Source organism: Rhizobium mayense, assembly GCF_030272705.1.
In the GTDB taxonomy this organism is placed as follows: Bacteria; Pseudomonadota; Alphaproteobacteria; order Rhizobiales; family Rhizobiaceae; genus Rhizobium; species Rhizobium mayense.
In genome coordinates this window covers 81693-99358 of sequence record NZ_JARFYM010000001.1, presented here as the reverse complement: position 1 = coordinate 99358, position 17666 = coordinate 81693, and the positions used below count along the sequence as shown (strand labels likewise).

The 17666-nt window shown below is 58.6% G+C and carries 17 protein-coding genes; 8 read left to right on the top strand and 9 right to left on the bottom strand.

Going from position 1 to position 17666, the window contains the following annotated elements:
• Positions 1-5: 5 nt before the first annotated feature.
• The 3 genes from PY649_RS00475 to PY649_RS00465 form a co-directional block, all read right to left on the bottom strand.
• Positions 6-1241: an MFS transporter gene (locus tag PY649_RS00475; RefSeq protein ID WP_285866116.1), complete on the bottom strand. Its 1236-nt coding sequence runs from the start codon at positions 1239-1241 to the stop codon at positions 6-8.
• 25 nt (positions 1242-1266) lie between these two features.
• Complete coding sequence (locus tag PY649_RS00470) at positions 1267-2721, bottom strand: hypothetical protein (protein ID WP_285866115.1); 1455 nt, start codon at positions 2719-2721, stop codon at positions 1267-1269.
• 116 nt (positions 2722-2837) lie between these two features.
• Positions 2838-4283 carry a hypothetical protein gene (locus PY649_RS00465; protein ID WP_285866114.1) on the bottom strand — a complete coding sequence of 482 codons (1446 nt, stop codon included), beginning with the start codon at positions 4281-4283 and terminating at the stop codon, positions 2838-2840.
• Positions 4284-4575: 292 nt separating this feature from the next.
• On the opposite strand from PY649_RS00465, the gene PY649_RS00460 reads away from it, so the two are divergent.
• The 5 genes from PY649_RS00460 to PY649_RS00440 all read left to right on the top strand — a co-directional run bounded on the left by PY649_RS00460 (position 4576) and on the right by PY649_RS00440 (position 9825).
• Positions 4576-5193 carry a 50S ribosomal protein L25/general stress protein Ctc gene (locus tag PY649_RS00460; RefSeq protein ID WP_285866113.1) on the top strand — a complete coding sequence of 206 codons (618 nt, stop codon included), beginning with the start codon at positions 4576-4578 and terminating at the stop codon, positions 5191-5193.
• Positions 5194-5438: 245 nt separating this feature from the next.
• A complete protein-coding gene (locus PY649_RS00455; protein ID WP_285866112.1) occupies positions 5439-7805 on the top strand; it encodes an EAL domain-containing protein in 2367 nt (788 codons plus the stop codon).
• Positions 7806-7821: 16 nt separating this feature from the next.
• Positions 7822-8553 carry a substrate-binding periplasmic protein gene (locus PY649_RS00450; protein ID WP_285866111.1) on the top strand — a complete coding sequence of 244 codons (732 nt, stop codon included), beginning with the start codon at positions 7822-7824 and terminating at the stop codon, positions 8551-8553.
• 75 nt (positions 8554-8628) lie between these two features.
• Positions 8629-9345, top strand: a complete 717-nt coding sequence (gene pth / locus PY649_RS00445; protein ID WP_285866110.1) for an aminoacyl-tRNA hydrolase — start codon at positions 8629-8631, stop codon at positions 9343-9345.
• A complete protein-coding gene (locus PY649_RS00440; RefSeq protein WP_285866109.1) occupies positions 9346-9825 on the top strand; it encodes a GNAT family N-acetyltransferase in 480 nt (159 codons plus the stop codon).
• A 15-nt stretch (positions 9826-9840) separates the two neighbouring features.
• Here the strand turns inward: PY649_RS00440 and clpS are convergent, their stop codons facing one another.
• Positions 9841-10152: an ATP-dependent Clp protease adapter ClpS gene (clpS, locus tag PY649_RS00435; RefSeq protein ID WP_285866108.1), complete on the bottom strand. Its 312-nt coding sequence runs from the start codon at positions 10150-10152 to the stop codon at positions 9841-9843.
• 293 nt (positions 10153-10445) lie between these two features.
• Between clpS and ychF the strand changes: the two genes are divergently transcribed.
• Positions 10446-11549 (top strand): redox-regulated ATPase YchF, encoded by a 1104-nt coding sequence (ychF, locus tag PY649_RS00430; protein ID WP_285866107.1) that lies wholly within the window; start codon positions 10446-10448, stop codon positions 11547-11549.
• Between the two features lie 21 nt (positions 11550-11570).
• Here the strand turns inward: ychF and PY649_RS00425 are convergent, their stop codons facing one another.
• Positions 11571-12695 carry a DUF2339 domain-containing protein gene (locus tag PY649_RS00425; protein ID WP_285866106.1) on the bottom strand — a complete coding sequence of 375 codons (1125 nt, stop codon included), beginning with the start codon at positions 12693-12695 and terminating at the stop codon, positions 11571-11573.
• A gap of 183 nt (positions 12696-12878) precedes the next feature.
• On the opposite strand from PY649_RS00425, the gene PY649_RS00420 reads away from it, so the two are divergent.
• Both PY649_RS00420 and PY649_RS00415 read left to right on the top strand, forming a co-directional pair.
• Positions 12879-13343, top strand: a complete 465-nt coding sequence (locus tag PY649_RS00420) for a MaoC family dehydratase (protein WP_285866105.1) — start codon at positions 12879-12881, stop codon at positions 13341-13343.
• Positions 13340-13807 (top strand): MaoC family dehydratase, encoded by a 468-nt coding sequence (locus tag PY649_RS00415; protein WP_285866104.1) that lies wholly within the window; start codon positions 13340-13342, stop codon positions 13805-13807. Before PY649_RS00420 ends, PY649_RS00415 begins: the two co-directional genes overlap by 4 nt.
• A 70-nt stretch (positions 13808-13877) precedes the next feature.
• Here PY649_RS00415 and PY649_RS00410 read toward each other — a convergent pair whose 3' ends face one another.
• The 4 genes from PY649_RS00410 to petA form a co-directional block, all read right to left on the bottom strand.
• Entirely contained in the window at positions 13878-14420 is a 543-nt protein-coding gene (locus PY649_RS00410) for an adenine phosphoribosyltransferase (RefSeq protein WP_285866103.1), read from the bottom strand.
• Between the two features lie 121 nt (positions 14421-14541).
• Positions 14542-15408 carry a cytochrome c1 gene (locus PY649_RS00405; RefSeq protein ID WP_285866102.1) on the bottom strand — a complete coding sequence of 289 codons (867 nt, stop codon included), beginning with the start codon at positions 15406-15408 and terminating at the stop codon, positions 14542-14544.
• Positions 15409-15430: 22 nt separating this feature from the next.
• Positions 15431-16705, bottom strand: coding sequence for a cytochrome b (locus PY649_RS00400; RefSeq protein WP_285866101.1), 1275 nt, complete (start codon positions 16703-16705; stop codon positions 15431-15433).
• Between the two features lie 14 nt (positions 16706-16719).
• Positions 16720-17298 (bottom strand): ubiquinol-cytochrome c reductase iron-sulfur subunit, encoded by a 579-nt coding sequence (gene petA / locus PY649_RS00395; protein ID WP_285866099.1) that lies wholly within the window; start codon positions 17296-17298, stop codon positions 16720-16722.
• Between the last annotated feature and the right edge of the window lie 368 nt (positions 17299-17666).

Genomic DNA, 17666 nt, shown 5'->3' with positions numbered 1-17666 from the left:
TCTTCTCACGCAGGCTTCGCGCCGACCGGATGGCTTTGCCTCCAGGCAAGCAGCCCTATTCCGATGAGCCCCGAGGCAAAGACGGCCGCACCGGCGCCCATGATCGACGGGCCGATGCCGAACCAGGCAAACAGGCTGGGCGACATGAGATAGGCGAGGAAAAGGCCTAAGAAGATCGCACACATCAGCAATCGGTAGATCTGCGCCAGACGATGGGGTTCGCTGCGCGTCTGCATCAGATATAGCATCGCAAGGTTCTCAAAGGGACCGTTGATTGCGGCGAGACACGCGATGGTCATCAGCCATAGGCGATCATGCACCAGCGGCAGCAAGAAGACGCCGGCGCCGAAAATCAGCTTTGCAGCGATGATCCAAACGACCGGTCTGCGCGGTCTTATGTTGCTGAGGATGAGGTTGGTCGTCAGGTTGCCGACGCCATAGGCTGTCATCATCAGGCTGTAATCCGTCAAGGGATCGGCGCTGGTTTCGCGCAGGTGCAGGATCATCCCGAGCAAAATGCCTATCGCCCAAGCGACGTTCCCCATCAGGTTCGTGAACAGGCCATAGAGTATGGCGGCATGGCCACGCGCCATTCGCCATCCACCCAACACACCGTCGACCACCGCGGCCATCCCGGAGTATTCGCGACGCCGAGGCGCAGACGGGAACCTGGCGACAGCCATCCAGACCGCCAGGGCAGAAAGCAGGAATGTCGCCGCCGTCACCGTGAAAAACTGCGATTTCGGCAGAAAACCGTTGACCAAAGCAATCATGCTCGGTCCGAGGATACGAGCCATGCGCCTCGTCGCGTCGAACAGTCCGTTGGTCGCGTGACGAACATCGGGATCGATCGCAATGGTCGGAAGCGTCGCCTGCAACGACGGATCGAAGGTGGAGGTCAGCAAGGCAATGCATCCGGCGAGTACCATCAGCAACGGCAGGCTCATGAAATGCATGAGACCGGCGACGGACAGCACCAGTAGTAAAAGCGCTCGCAGGACGTCGGCCGAGATCATCGTCGTGCTGTGTCGCCAGCGATCGGTTAGGATGCCACCGAACAGGCTGCCGAAGAGAAGCATCCCCGATTGCAACGCGGAAACGTAGCCCGCGTCGCTGCCGATGAAATCCGCCGCTATCCAGACGACGGCGACCATATAGAACTCAGATCCGGTCGCCGCCAAAACCTGACCGGCCCATAGAAGCGAAATCGAGCGTTGGGCCAGCGGCTTCAGGACAAACATGATTGCATTCTGAAATTCGGTCGACTTATTTGATGACTTGTCCGTTGATTGTCACGGACTGGTCGTCGGCGACGCTGACGTCCCAACGCGAGCGCCCATCCGGATCGGTCTTGGCGAATCCCTTGGCCATCATCAGGCCGAAGGACAATTGATTGAGGTCGGCGTCCCTCTTTGCAGCATCCTGAACGGCAGCGATGGTCTTATCGAGATCGCGGGCAAGCACCGTCATCTTCACGGTCGCACGGTCCTTCTCGTTCAACCAGCCACGCATGCTGCCGGAAGCTTCGATGTCGTAAAGGCCCGAAATCGCGCTGATTTTCGGGAAATTGATCGTCATCGTTCCGTCCGGGAACATGGCCCGCTGCAACTTGTCATCCATAGCTGGCGTTCCCTCAGGATTGTTGAAATCGGCCTGCTGCAGAACATCCATCAGGGCGGTAAAATTCAGATTCGGTATCTGCATCTGCAATTCGGCCGCATCGGGAATGAAGGCGACATAATCCTCGGGCACGACACCTGAGGCCACGGTCAGCTTTTCAGCACTCATACCGAAATCGGCATTCATCGCATTGGTCGGCCCGGCTACTTTGAACGAGTAGCCCAGCTGCTGTAGTCCGCCGTCGCCGAGCGGTGTCGTCACGGAAATATCCTTGGCGGAGATCGACTCTTCAAAAGAGCCGGCCAGCGGCATCGCGTTTTGCAGCAATGCCTTGAGCGCCGCGGTTTCGCTATCAGAGAGGGTCTTCGTATCTTTATGATCGGAGATGAAGCGCAGAATTTCATTCAGCGCCTTCAGCGGCAACTTGGTCGCATTGGCCTTGAAATCGATCGCGCCGATTTTGAACTCTCCAAACGGCTCGGTATCGGAGGAGATCTTGTCCTGGAGAGATTGCAGGCCACCGTTCATCTGCATGTCGAGCCTGTCCGGCTCGCCACCGCTGGACGAAGAGAGCGTATAGCCGACACCGTCGATCGTGATGTCGTTCTTCTCTACGCCATTGTCGGTGGTCTTGGTGGCGAGCGTGATGCCGCTGCCCTTCACATCCATCGAGCGGAGATAGTGGAGCGCAGGGTCGAAGACGCCCGTGAAACTGGAGGATGCAAGCGCATAGCGGAACTCGGCATCGGGGCCACTGCCGGGCTTCGAACGAGCGGTTACGTCGATCGCATTCTTGCCCTCGATATTCCACAGCCCGTTATCCTGCGGCGTCGCCAGAGCGATGAGCGGCTTGAGCCCGGTGATGTCGAAACCGGTGATGTTCAGCTTGTCGAAGAGTTTCTGCAGGTCATAGGTCACCTCGTAGTGACCGCTCGCCGGATCCACCGTAATGAACCCGCTCTTGACGAGATCGTCGGGCAGGAAATGCGTCAGATTGGCAAGCAGGTCCTTGGCCCCCTGCTCGTTGACGTCGGCCGCCTGCGCGGCGCCAGCCAGACCGGCGGCGAAAACCGCCGCGGTGGCAACTGCCTTGAAACGCATAATTCACTCCCCCAATGATGCTAGGAAAAACAATTTGAAAACGGGAAACCCTAAACGCGATTCTCAATTGAATGATGACGCCACAACCTGCACCCGCGGCAAGCCCGGACGAGGCGTCAAAGCCCCTTCATCACCTGCCCGTTCACCGTAACGGTCCGGTTTTCATCCATTGTGACATCCCAGCGCAGCCGACCATCCGGATCGGTCTTGGCAAAGCCTTTGGCTGCCATCAGGCTGAAGGAAACGCTGTTCAGTCGCTGTTCGGTCTTTGCGGCATCCTGAATGGCCGCGATCGTCTTGTCGAAATCGCGGGCAAGGATCGTCGCCTGCAGCGAGTAGCTTGGATGGTGTCTCGTGGAGCCCTTCAACTCGCCGGAAACCTCAACGTCATAGACACCGGAAGCCGCGCTGATCCTCGGGATTTCGAGGGTCCCATAGCCGCTCGGAAACATGATGCGCTTCAATGCTTCGCCGGAGACGGGGGTGGCTCGTGACGTCACTGCTTCCAGAACCGTGTCAATTAGACCATCGAAATTGACGTTGGGAATCCCGAGCTGCACATCGAGCGTCTCCGGCAGGAAGGCCGCGTAGGCTTGCGGAATGAGGTCGGCGTCGGGCGTGAAATGCTCCGCCCGCAGGCCGAAATTGATGTTGGAGGCCTTGGTCAGACCATCCATCTTGAAATTGTAGTCCAGTGTCTTGACGCCGACCTTGCCCTTGTCAGTCGCCACCAGCGCGTTGTTCAGCGTCACTGACTCATTGAACGAACCAAACACAGGCAAGGCACGGTGCACCAGCTCCTCGAACTTCTCGCTGCCGCTCTCCGACAACTGTTTTGCCTTGACGTGCTGAACGAAGAAGCGGACGAGTTCACGCAACTCCTTCACAGGCAAGCTCGTCGCGGTCACTTTGACATCGACGCTGTCGGCGCTCAGGTTGACAGGTGGGACGCCGGGCGCTGCCGCCGTGACTTGTTCATTGGGGCGCTGCAGCGTGCCCTGCGATTGCAGGTCCACTTTGCCGGCTTCGGTGCTGTCCGTCACCGCATGGGTGAACGACGCGCTATCGATGGTGGCATCTATCTTGTGCCCGCTATTTTTGCCGTTGCCGATGCTGGAGAACTTGATGCCAGTGTTCTTCATCTCCACTGACCGCATCATCTCGATCGTCGGATCGAAAATGCCGTCGAGCGAGCTGGATGCAACTGAATAGGTGGCGTCAGACGCGGGCGAATGAACCGAAATGTCGAGGCTATTGTCGCCGTTGAGATGCCACCTGCCTTGGTCGACCGGCCGTGCGAACAATGTTAGCGGCTTCAGGCCGGTAATGGAAAATGCGGAGGAATTGATCTTGTCGAAGAATTTCGCGAGATCGTAGGTGATCTCATATTGTTCGCTGGCGGGCTTGACCGCGACGAAACCGCTGCGGGCGAGATCGTGCGAGAGCGAATGCGTCAGGATGTTGCGCAGCTCCCTGGCGCCCTGCTCATTGACGTCGGCCGCCTGCGAAACGCCAGCGAGACCGATGAAAAAAACTGCGGCGGCGATAGCCTTGGGGCGCATACCCGATCTCTCCTTGCACGCTAATCGATTGGAGTCGACTGTTGAAGAGGCCGACGGTATATGTCAAGCCATTGATAGAAATAGCCTCATCGGCCTTCACCACGAGTTGCAGTGTCATCACAGATGCGCTTTCTCCGGAGATGCTTGCGCCATCGGCCTCTTTGTATTATACGCCACGCGTCCGCGTAGACACCCTTGGAGGCAACGCAGATGAGGCAGGGCTTGCCCTCCTCCAGTTCACCCGGTTCCCATGAACGGATGAACTCTCCAAATAACCTCGAAAGGAATAGCCATGAGCCACGAAAGCTACGAGCTCAAGGCCGAGGCGCGCGAACGGGTTGGTAAGGGGTCCGCCCGTGAACTTCGCCGCAACGGTTTCATTCCCGCTGTCATCTATGGTGACAAGCAGGCCCCCATTTCGATCGCTCTCAACACCAATGAGGTGACGAAGCGTATCCATGCCGGTGGTTTCCTCACCACGATCGCGACGATCGACGTCGACGGCAAGAAGATCAAGGTTCTGCCGAAGGACTACCAGCTCGATCCGGTCCGTGACTTCACGGTCCATGTCGATTTCCTGCGCGTCTCCGGCAATACTCAGGTGACCGTCGAAATCCCGGTTCACTTCGTCAATCACGAACAGTCCCCGGGCCTCAAGGCTGGCGGCGTGCTGAACATCGTTCGCCACGAAATCGAAGTCCACTGCCCGGCCGATGCGATCCCGGAATTCTTCACGGTTGACCTGGCCGGTCACAAGGCTGGCGCCAGCATCCATATCTCGGATATCACCCTGCCGAAGGATGTGGCCCCGGTCATCACCGACCGCGACTTCACGATCGCAACGATCGCCGCTCCGGCTGCCGGTCTTGCAGAGGAAGAAGCAGCAGGCGAAGAAGAAGCCGGCGCTTAATCGGCATCTTCATTGCGACGCATTCAGACCCGCCTCCCCTTCGGGGATGGCGGGTTTTTTGTGTCAAGATTCTAATAAAGGTAGTAAAATATCTAACAATTCGTGAAATTGCAGCGGTATTTTAATCCGTTAACCCCATGGTTTCAGCAACATTTAACACATTTATGAAAGTTTACGCCAAAGAGTTGTAGAGAACGGCCAACCCCAAGATCAGCCGGTCTGCGACTGGGGAGTAAAGCGGAACTATGAGCCATTCCGTCGAAAACAGGTTTTTCGCGATCGTCTGCGGTGCGCTGCTGATTTTCGTCGCGCCGCTCTTCGTATTGTTCCTTTTCCTGTCGTCCGAGCGCGCTGAAAAGGAAATCAAAGATCACATCTCCGTCCTGCTCGTCGCAAACGCCCAGGCGCTGGCCAAGCCCCTATGGGACCTCGACGAGGACAGCGTCACCCAGATCAGCGCAACGACGGTCGCAGAGGGCGCAATCGTCAAGGTCAATGTCCGCGACCTCTCCGGCCAGCTCGATGTTACTCAATCGACCATCCCGAAATCCTATAAGGGTCAACTGGAGTCCATTGCCCGACCGATCATCTACAACGGCGTGGACGGCGCGAAAAATCTCGGCACCATTACCGTCTACTACCCGGCGCTTGGCCTCTTCGACGGCTTGAAGAGTGAGGAAATCGTCTTCACCTTGATCTTCATCTTCGCCGTATTGACTGTCTTCGGCGCTGCCCTCATCGGTAACCGCATCTTCGTCATCCAGCCGTTGATGCGGCTGACCCATGCCATCGAAGCAACACGGCGGCTCGGCTCCCGTCATCACGTCGATTGGCAGTCGAACGACGAAATGGGACGCCTCGCCAGCAGCTTCAACGACATGCAGAGCAAGCTGGAGCGCGAGGAAACCGAACTGAAGCTTGCGCACCGCCGCGCCACCGACACCTACAATCTGACGCCCGCAATGCTGTTCTCGCTCGACAAGGACGATTGCATCGCAGCCGTCAGCGATTATTGGCTGGCCGCCACGGGCTACGCCCGCGCCGACGTGGTTGGACGCAAGTTCGCAAGCCTGGTCCTGCCGGAATCGCGCGAGATTTACACCGAACGCAAGCGCAGCCGTCTGGACAGCGCCGCCCGTCTCGACGTCACCGTAAAATTCCTTTGCTGGAATGACCGGGTCATGGACGTGCTGATCCTCGAGACGACTGCGATCCAGGATGGCCTGTCGCTCTCGGTCATGACCGATGTGACCGATCTCAAGCAATCCGAAGACCGCAACCTGCGCCAGGCGATCACCGACCACCTTACCGGGCTGCTGAACCGTCAGGGATTCGAGACAGCGCTCGACGCCAAGATCAACGAGGCAGACCTGCGCAAGCGCGAGCTTGCCTGCCTGTTCGTCGATCTCGACCGCTTCAAATGGATCAACGACAATATGGGCCATGCTGCGGGTGACGCGGCGCTGCGCGAACTTGTTTCGCGCATGCAGGCACGATTGGCGCCCGGCGACATCGCTGCCCGCCTCGGCGGCGACGAATTCGCCATCCTTCTGCTTGCCGAAGACGCCGAGAAACGGGCGTTCGACATGGCGGCGCGTATCGCCGAACTCTTCGAGACGCCGTTTGTCGGCGACGCCCGCCTTAGTGCGAGCATCGGCATCGCCGTTTACCCGCGCCATGCCGCGAACGCCGCAGAGTTGCTTCTAAAATCCGACATCGCGATGTACGCCAAGAAGCGCGACGGCAAGAACGGTGCGCAGATCTTCGACAACAGCATGCTGGACGATTCCCGCCGTCGCGCCGAGCTGGAGAGCTATATCGAAGGTGGATTGAGCGATGACTGGTTCGAAGCCCACCTGCAGCCGATCGTCAATATCGATGATCGCTCCATCGCCGGCTTCGAGGCGCTGATGCGACTGCATCATCCGCAGAAAGGCATCCTGCCGCCGGCCAGGATCATCGACGTCGCCGAGGAGACCGGTTCGATCGTGCGCATTGGCAACCGCATCATGGAAAAGGCGATCTCCCACTTCGCCCGTCTCTCACGCCTCGACGGCATGCAGAACACCTACCTCGCCATCAATTTTTCGCCGCTGCAGTTCGAGTCCGGACTGCCGATGCGCATCGCCGCGCTGCTTTCCCGCCACGATATCCGCCCGGAACGGATCGTCGTCGAGATCACCGAGGCCGTGCTGATGGACGACAATCCGGAGACGCGTACGGTCATCAACGAGATCTGCCGCTACGGCTGCCGCATCGCGCTCGACGACTTCGGCACCGGCTATTCGTCCCTGAGTTATATCAACCGCTTCCCTGTCGACATCATCAAGATCGACCAATCCTTCATCCGCGCGATCGACGATACCGCCTCCGATGTTAGTGCCAAGAGCCGCATGCTGGTCGAAAGCATCACGACGCTGTCGCACAAGATGAACTGCACCGTGATCGCGGAAGGCATCGAGACTGAGGAAGAGTGCGCAACCCTGCGCGCCATGGGTCTCGATTACGGCCAGGGCTACTTGTTCCATCGCCCGCAACATCCGAACGATCTCATGAAGATGCTCACTGGACCGCGAGTTGATTACATCAGCCCTGTGGCGCAGGCATCATAGCGAGGCGAGAAAACACATGCGAAAACTGCTGCTCCCGGTATTTTTCAGCCTGTCTTCTCTCAGTCTTTTCTCGATAGCCCAAGCCGAAACGGTCCATTTTACCACCGAAGAATATCCACCCTTCAATTATCGTGACGGCAAGACCCCCGCCGGCGCGACCGTCGAGCAGGTGGAGAAGATAATGAGCGATATCGGCGTCGACTATTCGATAGACGTGATGCCTTGGGTGCGAGCCTATACCCAGGCGCAGACGACGCCGATGACCTGTGTCTTTGCGACCGCCCATAACGACGCGCGCGACAAGCTGTTCAAATGGGTCCTGCCGCTGCTGGTCGATCGCAACATCCTGATCAAGCATACCGGATCCAACGTCACAGCCACCACAGTCGATGAAGCCCGGAACTATCTCGTCGGCACATGGCGGGACGATTATACCGAGACGACGTTGCGACAGGCCAACTTTACGCGGATCGATATCGGCAGCGACTTCAAGGCTACGCTAAAGAAGCTGATGAGTGACCGCATCGATCTGATGCCCATTTCCGAAATCTATTTCGACAAGCTGGAGAAGGATCGCATTGCAGTGCAAGAGGTGGGCGTTCTCTCCGAACAGCCGATGGGTATTGCCTGCCAGAAGGATTTTCCGGACGATCTCCTGAAGAAGATGCAAGCCGCGCTCAATCGCCTGATCGCCGACGGCACGCAAAAGCAGATATTCCTGAAGTACGGCCTGCACCTCGCTAACTGACGAGATTGCCGCCTTGACTTTGCCGTCAATTCGCTGTCGTGAAGGACATCGGCATTTTCCAAGGGGTGAAGCGCAATGCTTCTTATCGCGGGTCTCGGCAATCCCGGCGCCAAATATCAGAGCAACCGCCATAATATCGGCTTCATGGCCGTGGACGCCATCCATCGTCGCCGTAGCTTCTCGCCCTGGTCAAAAAAATTCAGGGCAGAGATCGCGGAAGGCGAGCTCGGCGGCCAGAAAGTTCTGCTGATCAAGCCGCAGACCTTCATGAACCTTTCCGGCGAATCCGTCGGCGAGGCCATGCGTTTCTACAAGCTCGAGCCGTCCGATCTTGTCGTGATCTATGACGAGCTCGACCTGCCTGCCGGCAAGGCGCGGCTGAAAACCGGCGGCGGCCATAACGGCCATAACGGCATCAAGTCGATCGACGCCCATTGCGGCCGGGAATATCGCCGGCTGCGTCTCGGCATCGGTCATCCCGGCGTCAAGGAACTCGTGCATAATCATGTGCTCGGCGACTTTGCCAAAGCCGACCAAAGCTGGCTGGAGCCGCTGCTCGACGCACTCGCCGACAATGCCGACATGCTGGCGCGCGGCGAAGACTCGCAGCTCATGAACAAGATCGCGCTTGCCCTCGGCGGCAAGGTGGAAGAAGAGACGCCAAAGCCGGAAAAGAAAGCCGTGGCCAAGTCGCATATCCATCAGGCTCGCAATCATAACCAGCAACGGATGCCAGAAAGTGGCCCGATGGCCGAGATGCTGAAGAGAATGTTCGGCAAGAAGGACGATTGAGTGGCAGAGGCAGCAACAGACGGGGCCGCAGATATTGTGATCCGCCCGGTCGCAGCCGGTGACCTGCCTACGCTGCTGGCGCTCTACCGCCATCTCAACCATGACGATCCCGATATGGATCCCCAGCTTGCGAGGGATCGCTTTGCGGCGATCTCAGCCCATCCCGGCATGACAATCTTCGCCGCCTTCGAAGGCGACATCGCCATCTCCTCGGTTACCCTGGTCGTCGTCCCCAACCTGACGCGTCGTGGCGCTTCCTATGCTCTGATCGAAAACGTCGTCACCCATGTCGATCATCGCCAGCGCGGCTATGCACGGGCGCTGATCGAGGCAGCCGTCGCGACGGCTTGGAAGCAGAATTGCTACAAGGTGATGCTGCTCACGGGCTCCAAGGAGCCGGCGACGCTGCGCTTCTACGCCAATTGCGGCTTTTCACAGGACAAGACCGGATTCCAGATCCGGCGCCCCGCCGCAGGCTGATTTCCCCGCCCGAGCCTATTCTTCCGGTTCGGTGGTAAACATCAGCGGAAAGCCGGCACTCTTCGCCAGATCGATGGCTTCCTGCGCTTTGGTCTCGGCAATATCCCTGGCGCAGACCATGACCACGCAGGTGCCGAGCTTATGCGCCGTCATCATGACGCGATAGCCGGTTTCCTCGCTCATACGGAAGACGGCCTTCAATACCATGATGACGAATTCGCGCGGCGTGTAATCGTCATTGACGAGAATGATCTTGTAAAGCTTCGGCCGGTCAAGCTTCGGCTTCGTTGTGGTCTTCGGTTTTAGGACAACATCATTGTCACTCATCGGACTCACCGTTGATGACAGGGAAAACAGATTTGTGGCTGATAGCCAATTTATACTGCACCGCAACCAACCATTCAAGGAAAACAACGTTTTCGGAACGGCCATCAGATCAATCGACCGTGAGGAGCAGCTTCTCACACACCAGCAGAGATCATGACGCCATCACAATCACCGGTGTCGTCGCGGCGCTCTCCCCCAATAGAAAATCGGCGCATCCTCCGCGCAAGGCTTGACCCGCAACGACCCTTCCCCCATACGCACAACAAAGTTTTTCAAGATATGGACAAGGTGCCATGGGTTTCAAATGCGGTATCGTCGGGTTGCCGAATGTCGGCAAGTCCACTCTGTTCAACGCGCTGACCAAGACGGCGGCGGCGCAGGCGGCTAATTATCCGTTCTGCACGATCGAGCCGAACACGGGTGAAGTCGCCGTGCCCGATCCGCGCATGCGCAAGCTTGCCGACGTCGCCAAATCGAAGGAACTGATCCCCACGCGCATTTCCTTCGTCGACATCGCCGGCCTCGTTCGCGGCGCCTCGAAGGGCGAAGGCCTGGGCAACCAGTTCCTTGCCAATATTCGCGAGGTCGACGCCATCGTGCACGTGCTGCGCTGCTTCGAAGACAGCGACATCACCCACGTCGAAGGCCGCATCAATCCAGTGGCCGACGCCGAGACGATCGAAACCGAGCTGATGCTCGCTGACCTCGAGAGCTTGGAGCGCCGCACCGAGCAGACGCGCAAGCGCGCCACGGGCAAGGACAAGGAGTCCATGGCGATGTTGCCCATCATGGAAGCCTCACTCCAGTTGCTGAACGAAGGCAAGCCGGTGCGCACCCTGCTGTCGAAGCTCGATGCCGAGGAAACCCGCATCCTCAAGGGCCTGAACCTTCTGACCTCGCATCCGGTCCTCTACGTTTGCAACGTCGCCGAAGCCGACGCCGCGACCGGCAATGAACATACAGCCGCCGTCGCTGCCATGGCCAAGGAGCAGAATTCTGAAGTGGTGATCATTTCCGCCGCCATCGAAGCGGAAGTGGCGCAGTTGCCAGATGAGGAATCCAAGGAATTCCTCGCCGCTCTCGGCCTCGACGAAGCCGGGCTCGACCGGCTGATCCGTGCCGGCTACAAGCTGCTGCACCTCATCACCTATTTCACCGTCGGGCCGAAGGAAACGCGCGCCTGGACGATTGAACAGGGCACCAAGGCTCCGCAGGCGGCCGGCGTCATCCATTCCGACTTTGAACGCGGCTTCATCCGTGCCAACACCATCGCCTATGACGACTACATCGCCTACAACGGCGAAACAGGCGCCAAGGAAGCCGGCAAGGCGCGCGACGAAGGCAAGGAATATGTCGTCCAGGACGGCGACGTCATCCATTTCCGCTTCAACACGTAAGACATGACGGGATTGCCGGCCTCACCTGAGCGCCGGCAGTCTTCCCTGGACGGATGCCGGCAGCAGCCGCACGACAGTACGGCGCAGGTGCGGCCAGCCAACGCCGATCACCAGCACGATCAAGCCGACGATCATCAGCACGATGAAGCTGACCTTGTCTAGGCCGGCATTGTTCTGTCGCAGAATAGCGCCAATCGCGATACCGAGCGACATCAGACCCGCGGTCACGAAAGCGCGTCTGTCGATGATCAGGCCCACCAGCATCATGATCACCACAATGGCGACGATCGTCAGCGCCTGCGTATAGCCACTATGCTCCACGCCGGCAAACAAGAATGTGCCGCTGTTGCCTGCTTCAATCTGAAATGCCAGCAGGATCGCCGTGTAGAGCAGCGCAGGCGCTGTGGCGAGATGCAGCCAGAAGGCCACATCCGAGCGACGTGTCCTGCGGTCGGGATCGCTAAGATCGAAGCGCATCGCCACGGCAAATACCCCGAGTGCGGCCGCAAACATGATGACGAACGCCGGCAGCGGATAATCCAGCACAACGTTCGATGTGCCGGTGGCAAGGCCGATCAGATAGAAGACGCCGGCAAGCAGCAGAGTGAATAGCGAGAAGATGAGCATCGCCAGCGACAGCGGCACACGATAGCGCCAATGATATAGCGCAAGCAGCGGCGGGAACGGCAAGGCCATGGTGATCCAATGGCTCATCAGGCTCGAGCCGACGGTATCCGCGGTGCCGAGATGCATCGCCGTCACCCAGAATATCCAATAGACCAGCGAGATCGTCAGGACGACGGCGGGAAGCGCCAGACGCTGGCGGCGGACCAGGATTTCGGCCAGGATGATGATGGCCGGCAGCGGCCCGTAATAGCCGGTGAGCCCCCACAGGCCGACGAGCAGGACGACGATGCCGATGGTGATCAGCACGTCATGAAAGCCGCGGATGAAACGTGGCGCTTCGCTATCCTCCAGCGGGTTCGCCAGACCGTCCTCGCGAGGTTGCGAAAGATCGTTTCTGACGACCGTCGCGTTGATGCCGATATTTCGTTCGGCCAGATAAGGCAAAAGCCGGTTAGCCTGATCGGAGGAAATGATCCCCTCGCCGGCAGCGCCTTCCAGCACAGTCTTGAGATCGCTCATGTCTATCCCTGCATGGTGACGATGTTACCAAGCCTCATCACATCGTCGGTCTACAATCAAGGGCTGCTAAGCCTCGGCACGCGTTCGCCGCGGCTCTTTCGCGCGACGGCCATGAAAACGCTTGCGCCATTGCCGCCCGGCATGCGATTGCGCACAAACCGAATGAAGAGGCCGGTGACGGATATGGCAAAACTGACATATGAGGATTTTCAGCCGGGGCAAGTGTTTCCGCTCGGACCGAAACATGTGACGGCGGAAGAGATCATCGAATTTGCGCGCGAGTTCGATCCGCAACCGATGCATCTTGACGAAGCTGCCGGCCGCGCAAGCATTCTGGGTGGGCTTGCCGCTTCCGGTTGGCACACCTCGGCAATGTTCATGCGCATGATGACTGACAGCTATCTACTCAACACGAAAGCCGAAGGCGCACCGGGCATTGATTTCATGGACTGGAAAAAGCCGGTTCTGGCAGGCGATACGCTGTCCGGCCGCTCGATCGTGCTCGAATCCCGCGCCATGCGCTCCCGCCCCGGAATCGGCATCGTGAGGTTCCGCCACGAAGTTGAAAACCAGCGTGGCCAGCTCGTTTGTCTCGGCGAGAATTCGATCATGATCCGTATGCGCTTGCCCGTGGAGGCGTCCGCATGAAGATGACTGAGCTTTACCCGATCGGCGAACGGGCCGAGATCGGCAGCCACACGTTCACGGCCGAAAACATCGTCCGTTTCGCCTCACGCTTCGATCCGCAGATTTTCCACATGGACGCGGAAGCGGCCAAGCACACATTGTTCGGCGGCCTTTGCGCGTCAGGCTGGCATAGCTGCGCGGTCTGGATGCGCACCTTCGTCGACTATTGGAGGGGCGAAACCACCCGCATTCGCGACGAAGGCGGAAAACCGCCAAATCTCGGCCCCTCGCCCGGCTTCCAGAAGCTGCAGTGGCTGCGCCCGGTCTTTGCCGGCGACACCGTAACCTATGGCGTCACCTTGCTTGCCAGCCGCCCGCTGAATTCACGCCCGGGCTGGACGCTCAACACCATCCTCTGCGACGGAACCAACCAGCACGGCACGGCGGTGTTGCGGTTCGAGAGCACCGTGCTGGAGTTTGACTGACAGCTTCACGAAGCCAGAAGCTTGCGAAAGGCGGAGCAAATGCGTGTCTCGCCCTCTGCGGGCGAGATCTTCAATGCCCGGAAAATTCCACCAGGGTGTGAACCGGCACATCGAGCGCTTCGAGCTTCTTGCGGCCGCCCAAATCCGGAAGGTCGATGACGAAGCAGGCGGCAACGATCTCGGCGCCGATCTGGCGCAACAACTGTGTAGCCCCGACGGCGGTGCCGCCAGTGGCGATGAGATCGTCGACCAGGATCACCTTCTCGCCGGGATTTACCGCGTCGCGGTGCATCTCCATCTCGTCGACGCCGTATTCAAGGCTGTAGGCGATGCGCACGATGTCGTGCGGCAGCTTGCCCTTCTTGCGGATCGGCACGAAACCGGACGACAACTGATGCGCTACGGCGCCGCCGAGAATGAAACCACGTGCTTCCATGCCGGCGACCTTGTCGATCTTGGTGCCGGCATAGGGCTGCACCAGCGCGTCGACTGCACGGCGGAATGCCTTGGCATTGCCGAGCATCGTGGTGATGTCACGGAAGATGATGCCAGGCTTGGGATAGTCCGGAATGGAGCGGATGCTGGCAGCAAGCTCCGAAGCAATAGTGTGCATGTAGATATGTGCTCTCAGGCTATGATAAGGCCGACGCACCCTATCAAGACCCGTGCCCGATACCAACAAAAAAGGCGACCGCAACGGGCCGCCTTTTTGTCTGATTGCATGCCTGAGCGGCTTAGTGAGCGCCGGCCTTGGCGTATACCGAGCGTTTGGTCAGATAGATCAACGTCGTGAAAATCAGCAAAAATACCATGACCATGAAGCCAAGGTGCTTGCGGTCTTCGAGATGCGGCTCCGAGGCCCACATCAGGAACGAGGCGACGTCCCGCGCATATTGATCGACCGTCTGCGGCGAACCGTCGTCATAGGTGACCTGGCCGTCGGAGAGCGGCTTCGGCATGGCGAAGGTCGCAGCCGCACTGAAATACGGATTGTAGTGCGAGTTCTGCGGCACCTGGAAGCCAGCCGGAGGCTCTTCGTAGCCCGTCAGCAGCGAGTAGATATAGTCCGGGCCGCCTTCCTGATACTGGGTGAAGATATCGAAGATGAACTGCGGGAAACCACGTTCGATTTCGCGCGCCTTGGCAAGCAGCGACATGTCCGGCGGCACGGCGCCATTGTTTGCGACGGCTGCCGCTTCGTCATTCGGGAACGGCGACGGGAAGTGGTCGGATGGAAGCGCCTTGCGGGTAAACATCTCGCCCTGGGCGTTTGGACCGTCCTGCACTTCGTAATTCGCCGCGAAGGTTTTGACCTGGGCGTCCGAGTAGCCGAGATCTCCTAACGTACGGAAAGGAACCAGCTTCATGGAATGGCAAGCGGAACAGACTTCCGTATAGACCTTCAAACCGCGCTGAAGCTGCGCTTTATCGTAGGAACCGAAGGGGCCGGAGAAGGTCCAGTGCTGCTCCCTCGGCTCCTTGAGCGGATAATGCGGCGTCGCTGCTTCCGCGGCGGGCTTGGTCTCCTGAGCGACGGCGGCAACCGTGGCGAAGCCGCCGATGAGTGCGATCGACAGAAGGCCGGCAACAAGCTTTTTCATTGTTCTCTTCCTCTATCGCCGGTTACGCTTCAACCGGAGCGGCCGCTTTGCCGCTCTGCTTTTCAAGAACCGCCTCCGTAATCGAATTCGGAATGCGCCTTGGTGTTTCGACCAGGCCAAGGACCGGCATGGCGACAAGGAAGAACAGGAAGTAGAACAGCGTCGCGAACTGCGAGATCACGACGAAGTTGCCTTCCGCCGGCTGCGAGCCAAGCCAGCCAAGCAGGATGGCATCGGCGACGAACAGCCAGAAGAACAGCTTGTACCACGGACGATAGACCGCCGAGCGAATCTTGGAGGTATCGAGCCAGGGCAGGAAGAACAGCACGATGATGGCGCCGAACATCGTCAAAACGCCGCCCAATTTGGAGTCGATCGGACCGATGTTGAAAGTGATCGAACGCAGCATCGCGTAGAACGGCAGGAAGTACCATTCCGGAACGATATGGGCCGGGGTCTTCAGCGGATTGGCCGGAATGTAGTTGTCCGCATGGCCGAGGAAGTTCGGCAGATAGAAGACGAAATAGGCGAATACCAGCAGGAAGACGGAAACGCCAAGCGCGTCCTTCAGCGTTGCATAGGGTGTGAAGGCCACGGTATCGGTCTTGGACTTGACTTCAACGCCGGTCGGGTTTGTCTGGCCGGTGACATGCAGCGCCCAGATATGCAGGACAACAACGCCCGCGATCATGAACGGCAGCAGGTAGTGCAGCGAGAAGAAGCGGTTCAGCGTCGGATTGTCGACAGCGAAGCCGCCGAGCAGAAAGGTCTGGATCCAATCACCGACCCAGGGAAAGGCCGAGAAGAAGCCGGTGATAACGGTAGCGCCCCAGAAGGACATCTGACCCCAGGGCAGAACGTAACCCATGAAGGCCGTCGCCATCATCAGCAGATAGATGATCACGCCGAGAATCCAGAGGATTTCACGCGGCGCCTTGTAGGAGCCATAATAAAGACCGCGGGCGATGTGGAGATAGACCGCCACGAAGAAGAAGGACGCGCCGTTGGCGTGCAGATAGCGCAGCAGCCAACCGTGGTTGACGTCGCGAACGATCTTTTCGACGGAGTTGAAGGCGATCGTCGTTTCCGCTGCATAGTGCATGGCAAGAACGACGCCGGTCAGAATCTGCAGAACGAGCATGACGGCCAGCATGGCCCCGAACGTGTAGGCATAGTTCAGATTGCGCGGGACCGGATAGGCGATGAAACTGTCATAGACCATACGCGGCAGCGGCAGCCGCGCGTCGACCCATTTTTCGAGCCCCGTAGATGGCTCGTAAGACGAATGACCACTCATGATTCAGCTCCCCCTCAACCGACCTTGATTTTCTTTTCTGCGGTAAACGCATATACCGGAATAGCGAGGTTCTGCGGCGCTGGCCCATGGCGGATGCGACCAGCGGTGTCATAGACTGAACCATGGCAGGGACAGAACCAACCGCCATATTCCCCCGCCTGACCGAGCGGTATGCAACCGAGATGGGTGCAGACGCCGATCATAACCAGCCAGTTCTCCTTCCCATCACCGGCCGAACGCGCCACATCGGTCGCTTGCGCATCTGCCGGCAAATTGGCATTGCGGGCGATCGGGTCCTTCAGATCGGAGATCTGCGCACCCTTCGCATCGTCGATTTCCTTCTGCGTACGGTTGCGGATGAAGACCGGCCTGCCACGCCACTTCACCGTCATCGACATGCCGGGTTCCAGGCTCGATACATCGACTTCGATGGAAGCAAGAGCGAGCGTCGAGGCATCCGGCCGCATCTGGTCGATAAACGGCCAGGCGAAAGCGACTGCGCCTACTGCGCCAGCCATGCCCGTCGTCAGATAAAGGAAATCTCGGCGAGTCGGCTCGCCCGTGGTTTCACCGGTTGTTATATGCTCGCTCAACGCTGGACCATCCTCTTCCGCAAAACCCACAGCTTGACGCTGCGGTACCCCCTCAATGCCGGCGAATCAACGCGACCATAATTCCGCCATAGATTCCTCCGTAACCCGCCGCGTTCTAAGCTTGATCGCAAATTATGTCCAGTCTTGGCAAGGGGTGTGGGCACAATGTCGCGGGAAAAGAGCGCTATTTGGCTGCGAGTACCGAGCTTAAAATCTCCGACGTCAGTCAAACCGCCGTAAGCACATGAAAAATCGTGAGATTCGCACAATAGATTTTTCCATTGCGGAGCAAAATAAACAGTGATTTCAATGCTGCATTGCAACATAATCGGCCACACGCCGACCGATGATCTATAATAAGCTCTACT

What these genes read in the sequence shown, in the direction of transcription:
- PY649_RS00475 (WP_285866116.1), bottom strand. Translation starts at nt 1,241, where the DNA reads ATGTTTGTCCTGAAGCCGCTGGCCCAACGCTCGATTTCGCTTCTATGG.
- PY649_RS00470 (WP_285866115.1), bottom strand. Translation starts at nt 2,721, where the DNA reads ATGCGTTTCAAGGCAGTTGCCACCGCGGCGGTTTTCGCCGCCGGTCTG.
- PY649_RS00465 (WP_285866114.1), bottom strand. Translation starts at nt 4,283, where the DNA reads ATGCGCCCCAAGGCTATCGCCGCCGCAGTTTTTTTCATCGGTCTCGCT.
- PY649_RS00460 (WP_285866113.1), top strand. Translation starts at nt 4,576, where the DNA reads ATGAGCCACGAAAGCTACGAGCTCAAGGCCGAGGCGCGCGAACGGGTT.
- PY649_RS00455 (WP_285866112.1), top strand. Translation starts at nt 5,439, where the DNA reads ATGAGCCATTCCGTCGAAAACAGGTTTTTCGCGATCGTCTGCGGTGCG.
- PY649_RS00450 (WP_285866111.1), top strand. Translation starts at nt 7,822, where the DNA reads ATGCGAAAACTGCTGCTCCCGGTATTTTTCAGCCTGTCTTCTCTCAGT.
- pth (WP_285866110.1), top strand. Translation starts at nt 8,629, where the DNA reads ATGCTTCTTATCGCGGGTCTCGGCAATCCCGGCGCCAAATATCAGAGC.
- clpS (WP_285866108.1), bottom strand. Translation starts at nt 10,152, where the DNA reads ATGAGTGACAATGATGTTGTCCTAAAACCGAAGACCACAACGAAGCCG.
- ychF (WP_285866107.1), top strand. Translation starts at nt 10,446, where the DNA reads ATGGGTTTCAAATGCGGTATCGTCGGGTTGCCGAATGTCGGCAAGTCC.
- PY649_RS00425 (WP_285866106.1), bottom strand. Translation starts at nt 12,695, where the DNA reads ATGAGCGATCTCAAGACTGTGCTGGAAGGCGCTGCCGGCGAGGGGATC.
- PY649_RS00420 (WP_285866105.1), top strand. Translation starts at nt 12,879, where the DNA reads ATGGCAAAACTGACATATGAGGATTTTCAGCCGGGGCAAGTGTTTCCG.
- PY649_RS00415 (WP_285866104.1), top strand. Translation starts at nt 13,340, where the DNA reads ATGAAGATGACTGAGCTTTACCCGATCGGCGAACGGGCCGAGATCGGC.
- PY649_RS00410 (WP_285866103.1), bottom strand. Translation starts at nt 14,420, where the DNA reads ATGCACACTATTGCTTCGGAGCTTGCTGCCAGCATCCGCTCCATTCCG.
- PY649_RS00405 (WP_285866102.1), bottom strand. Translation starts at nt 15,408, where the DNA reads ATGAAAAAGCTTGTTGCCGGCCTTCTGTCGATCGCACTCATCGGCGGC.
- PY649_RS00400 (WP_285866101.1), bottom strand. Translation starts at nt 16,705, where the DNA reads ATGAGTGGTCATTCGTCTTACGAGCCATCTACGGGGCTCGAAAAATGG.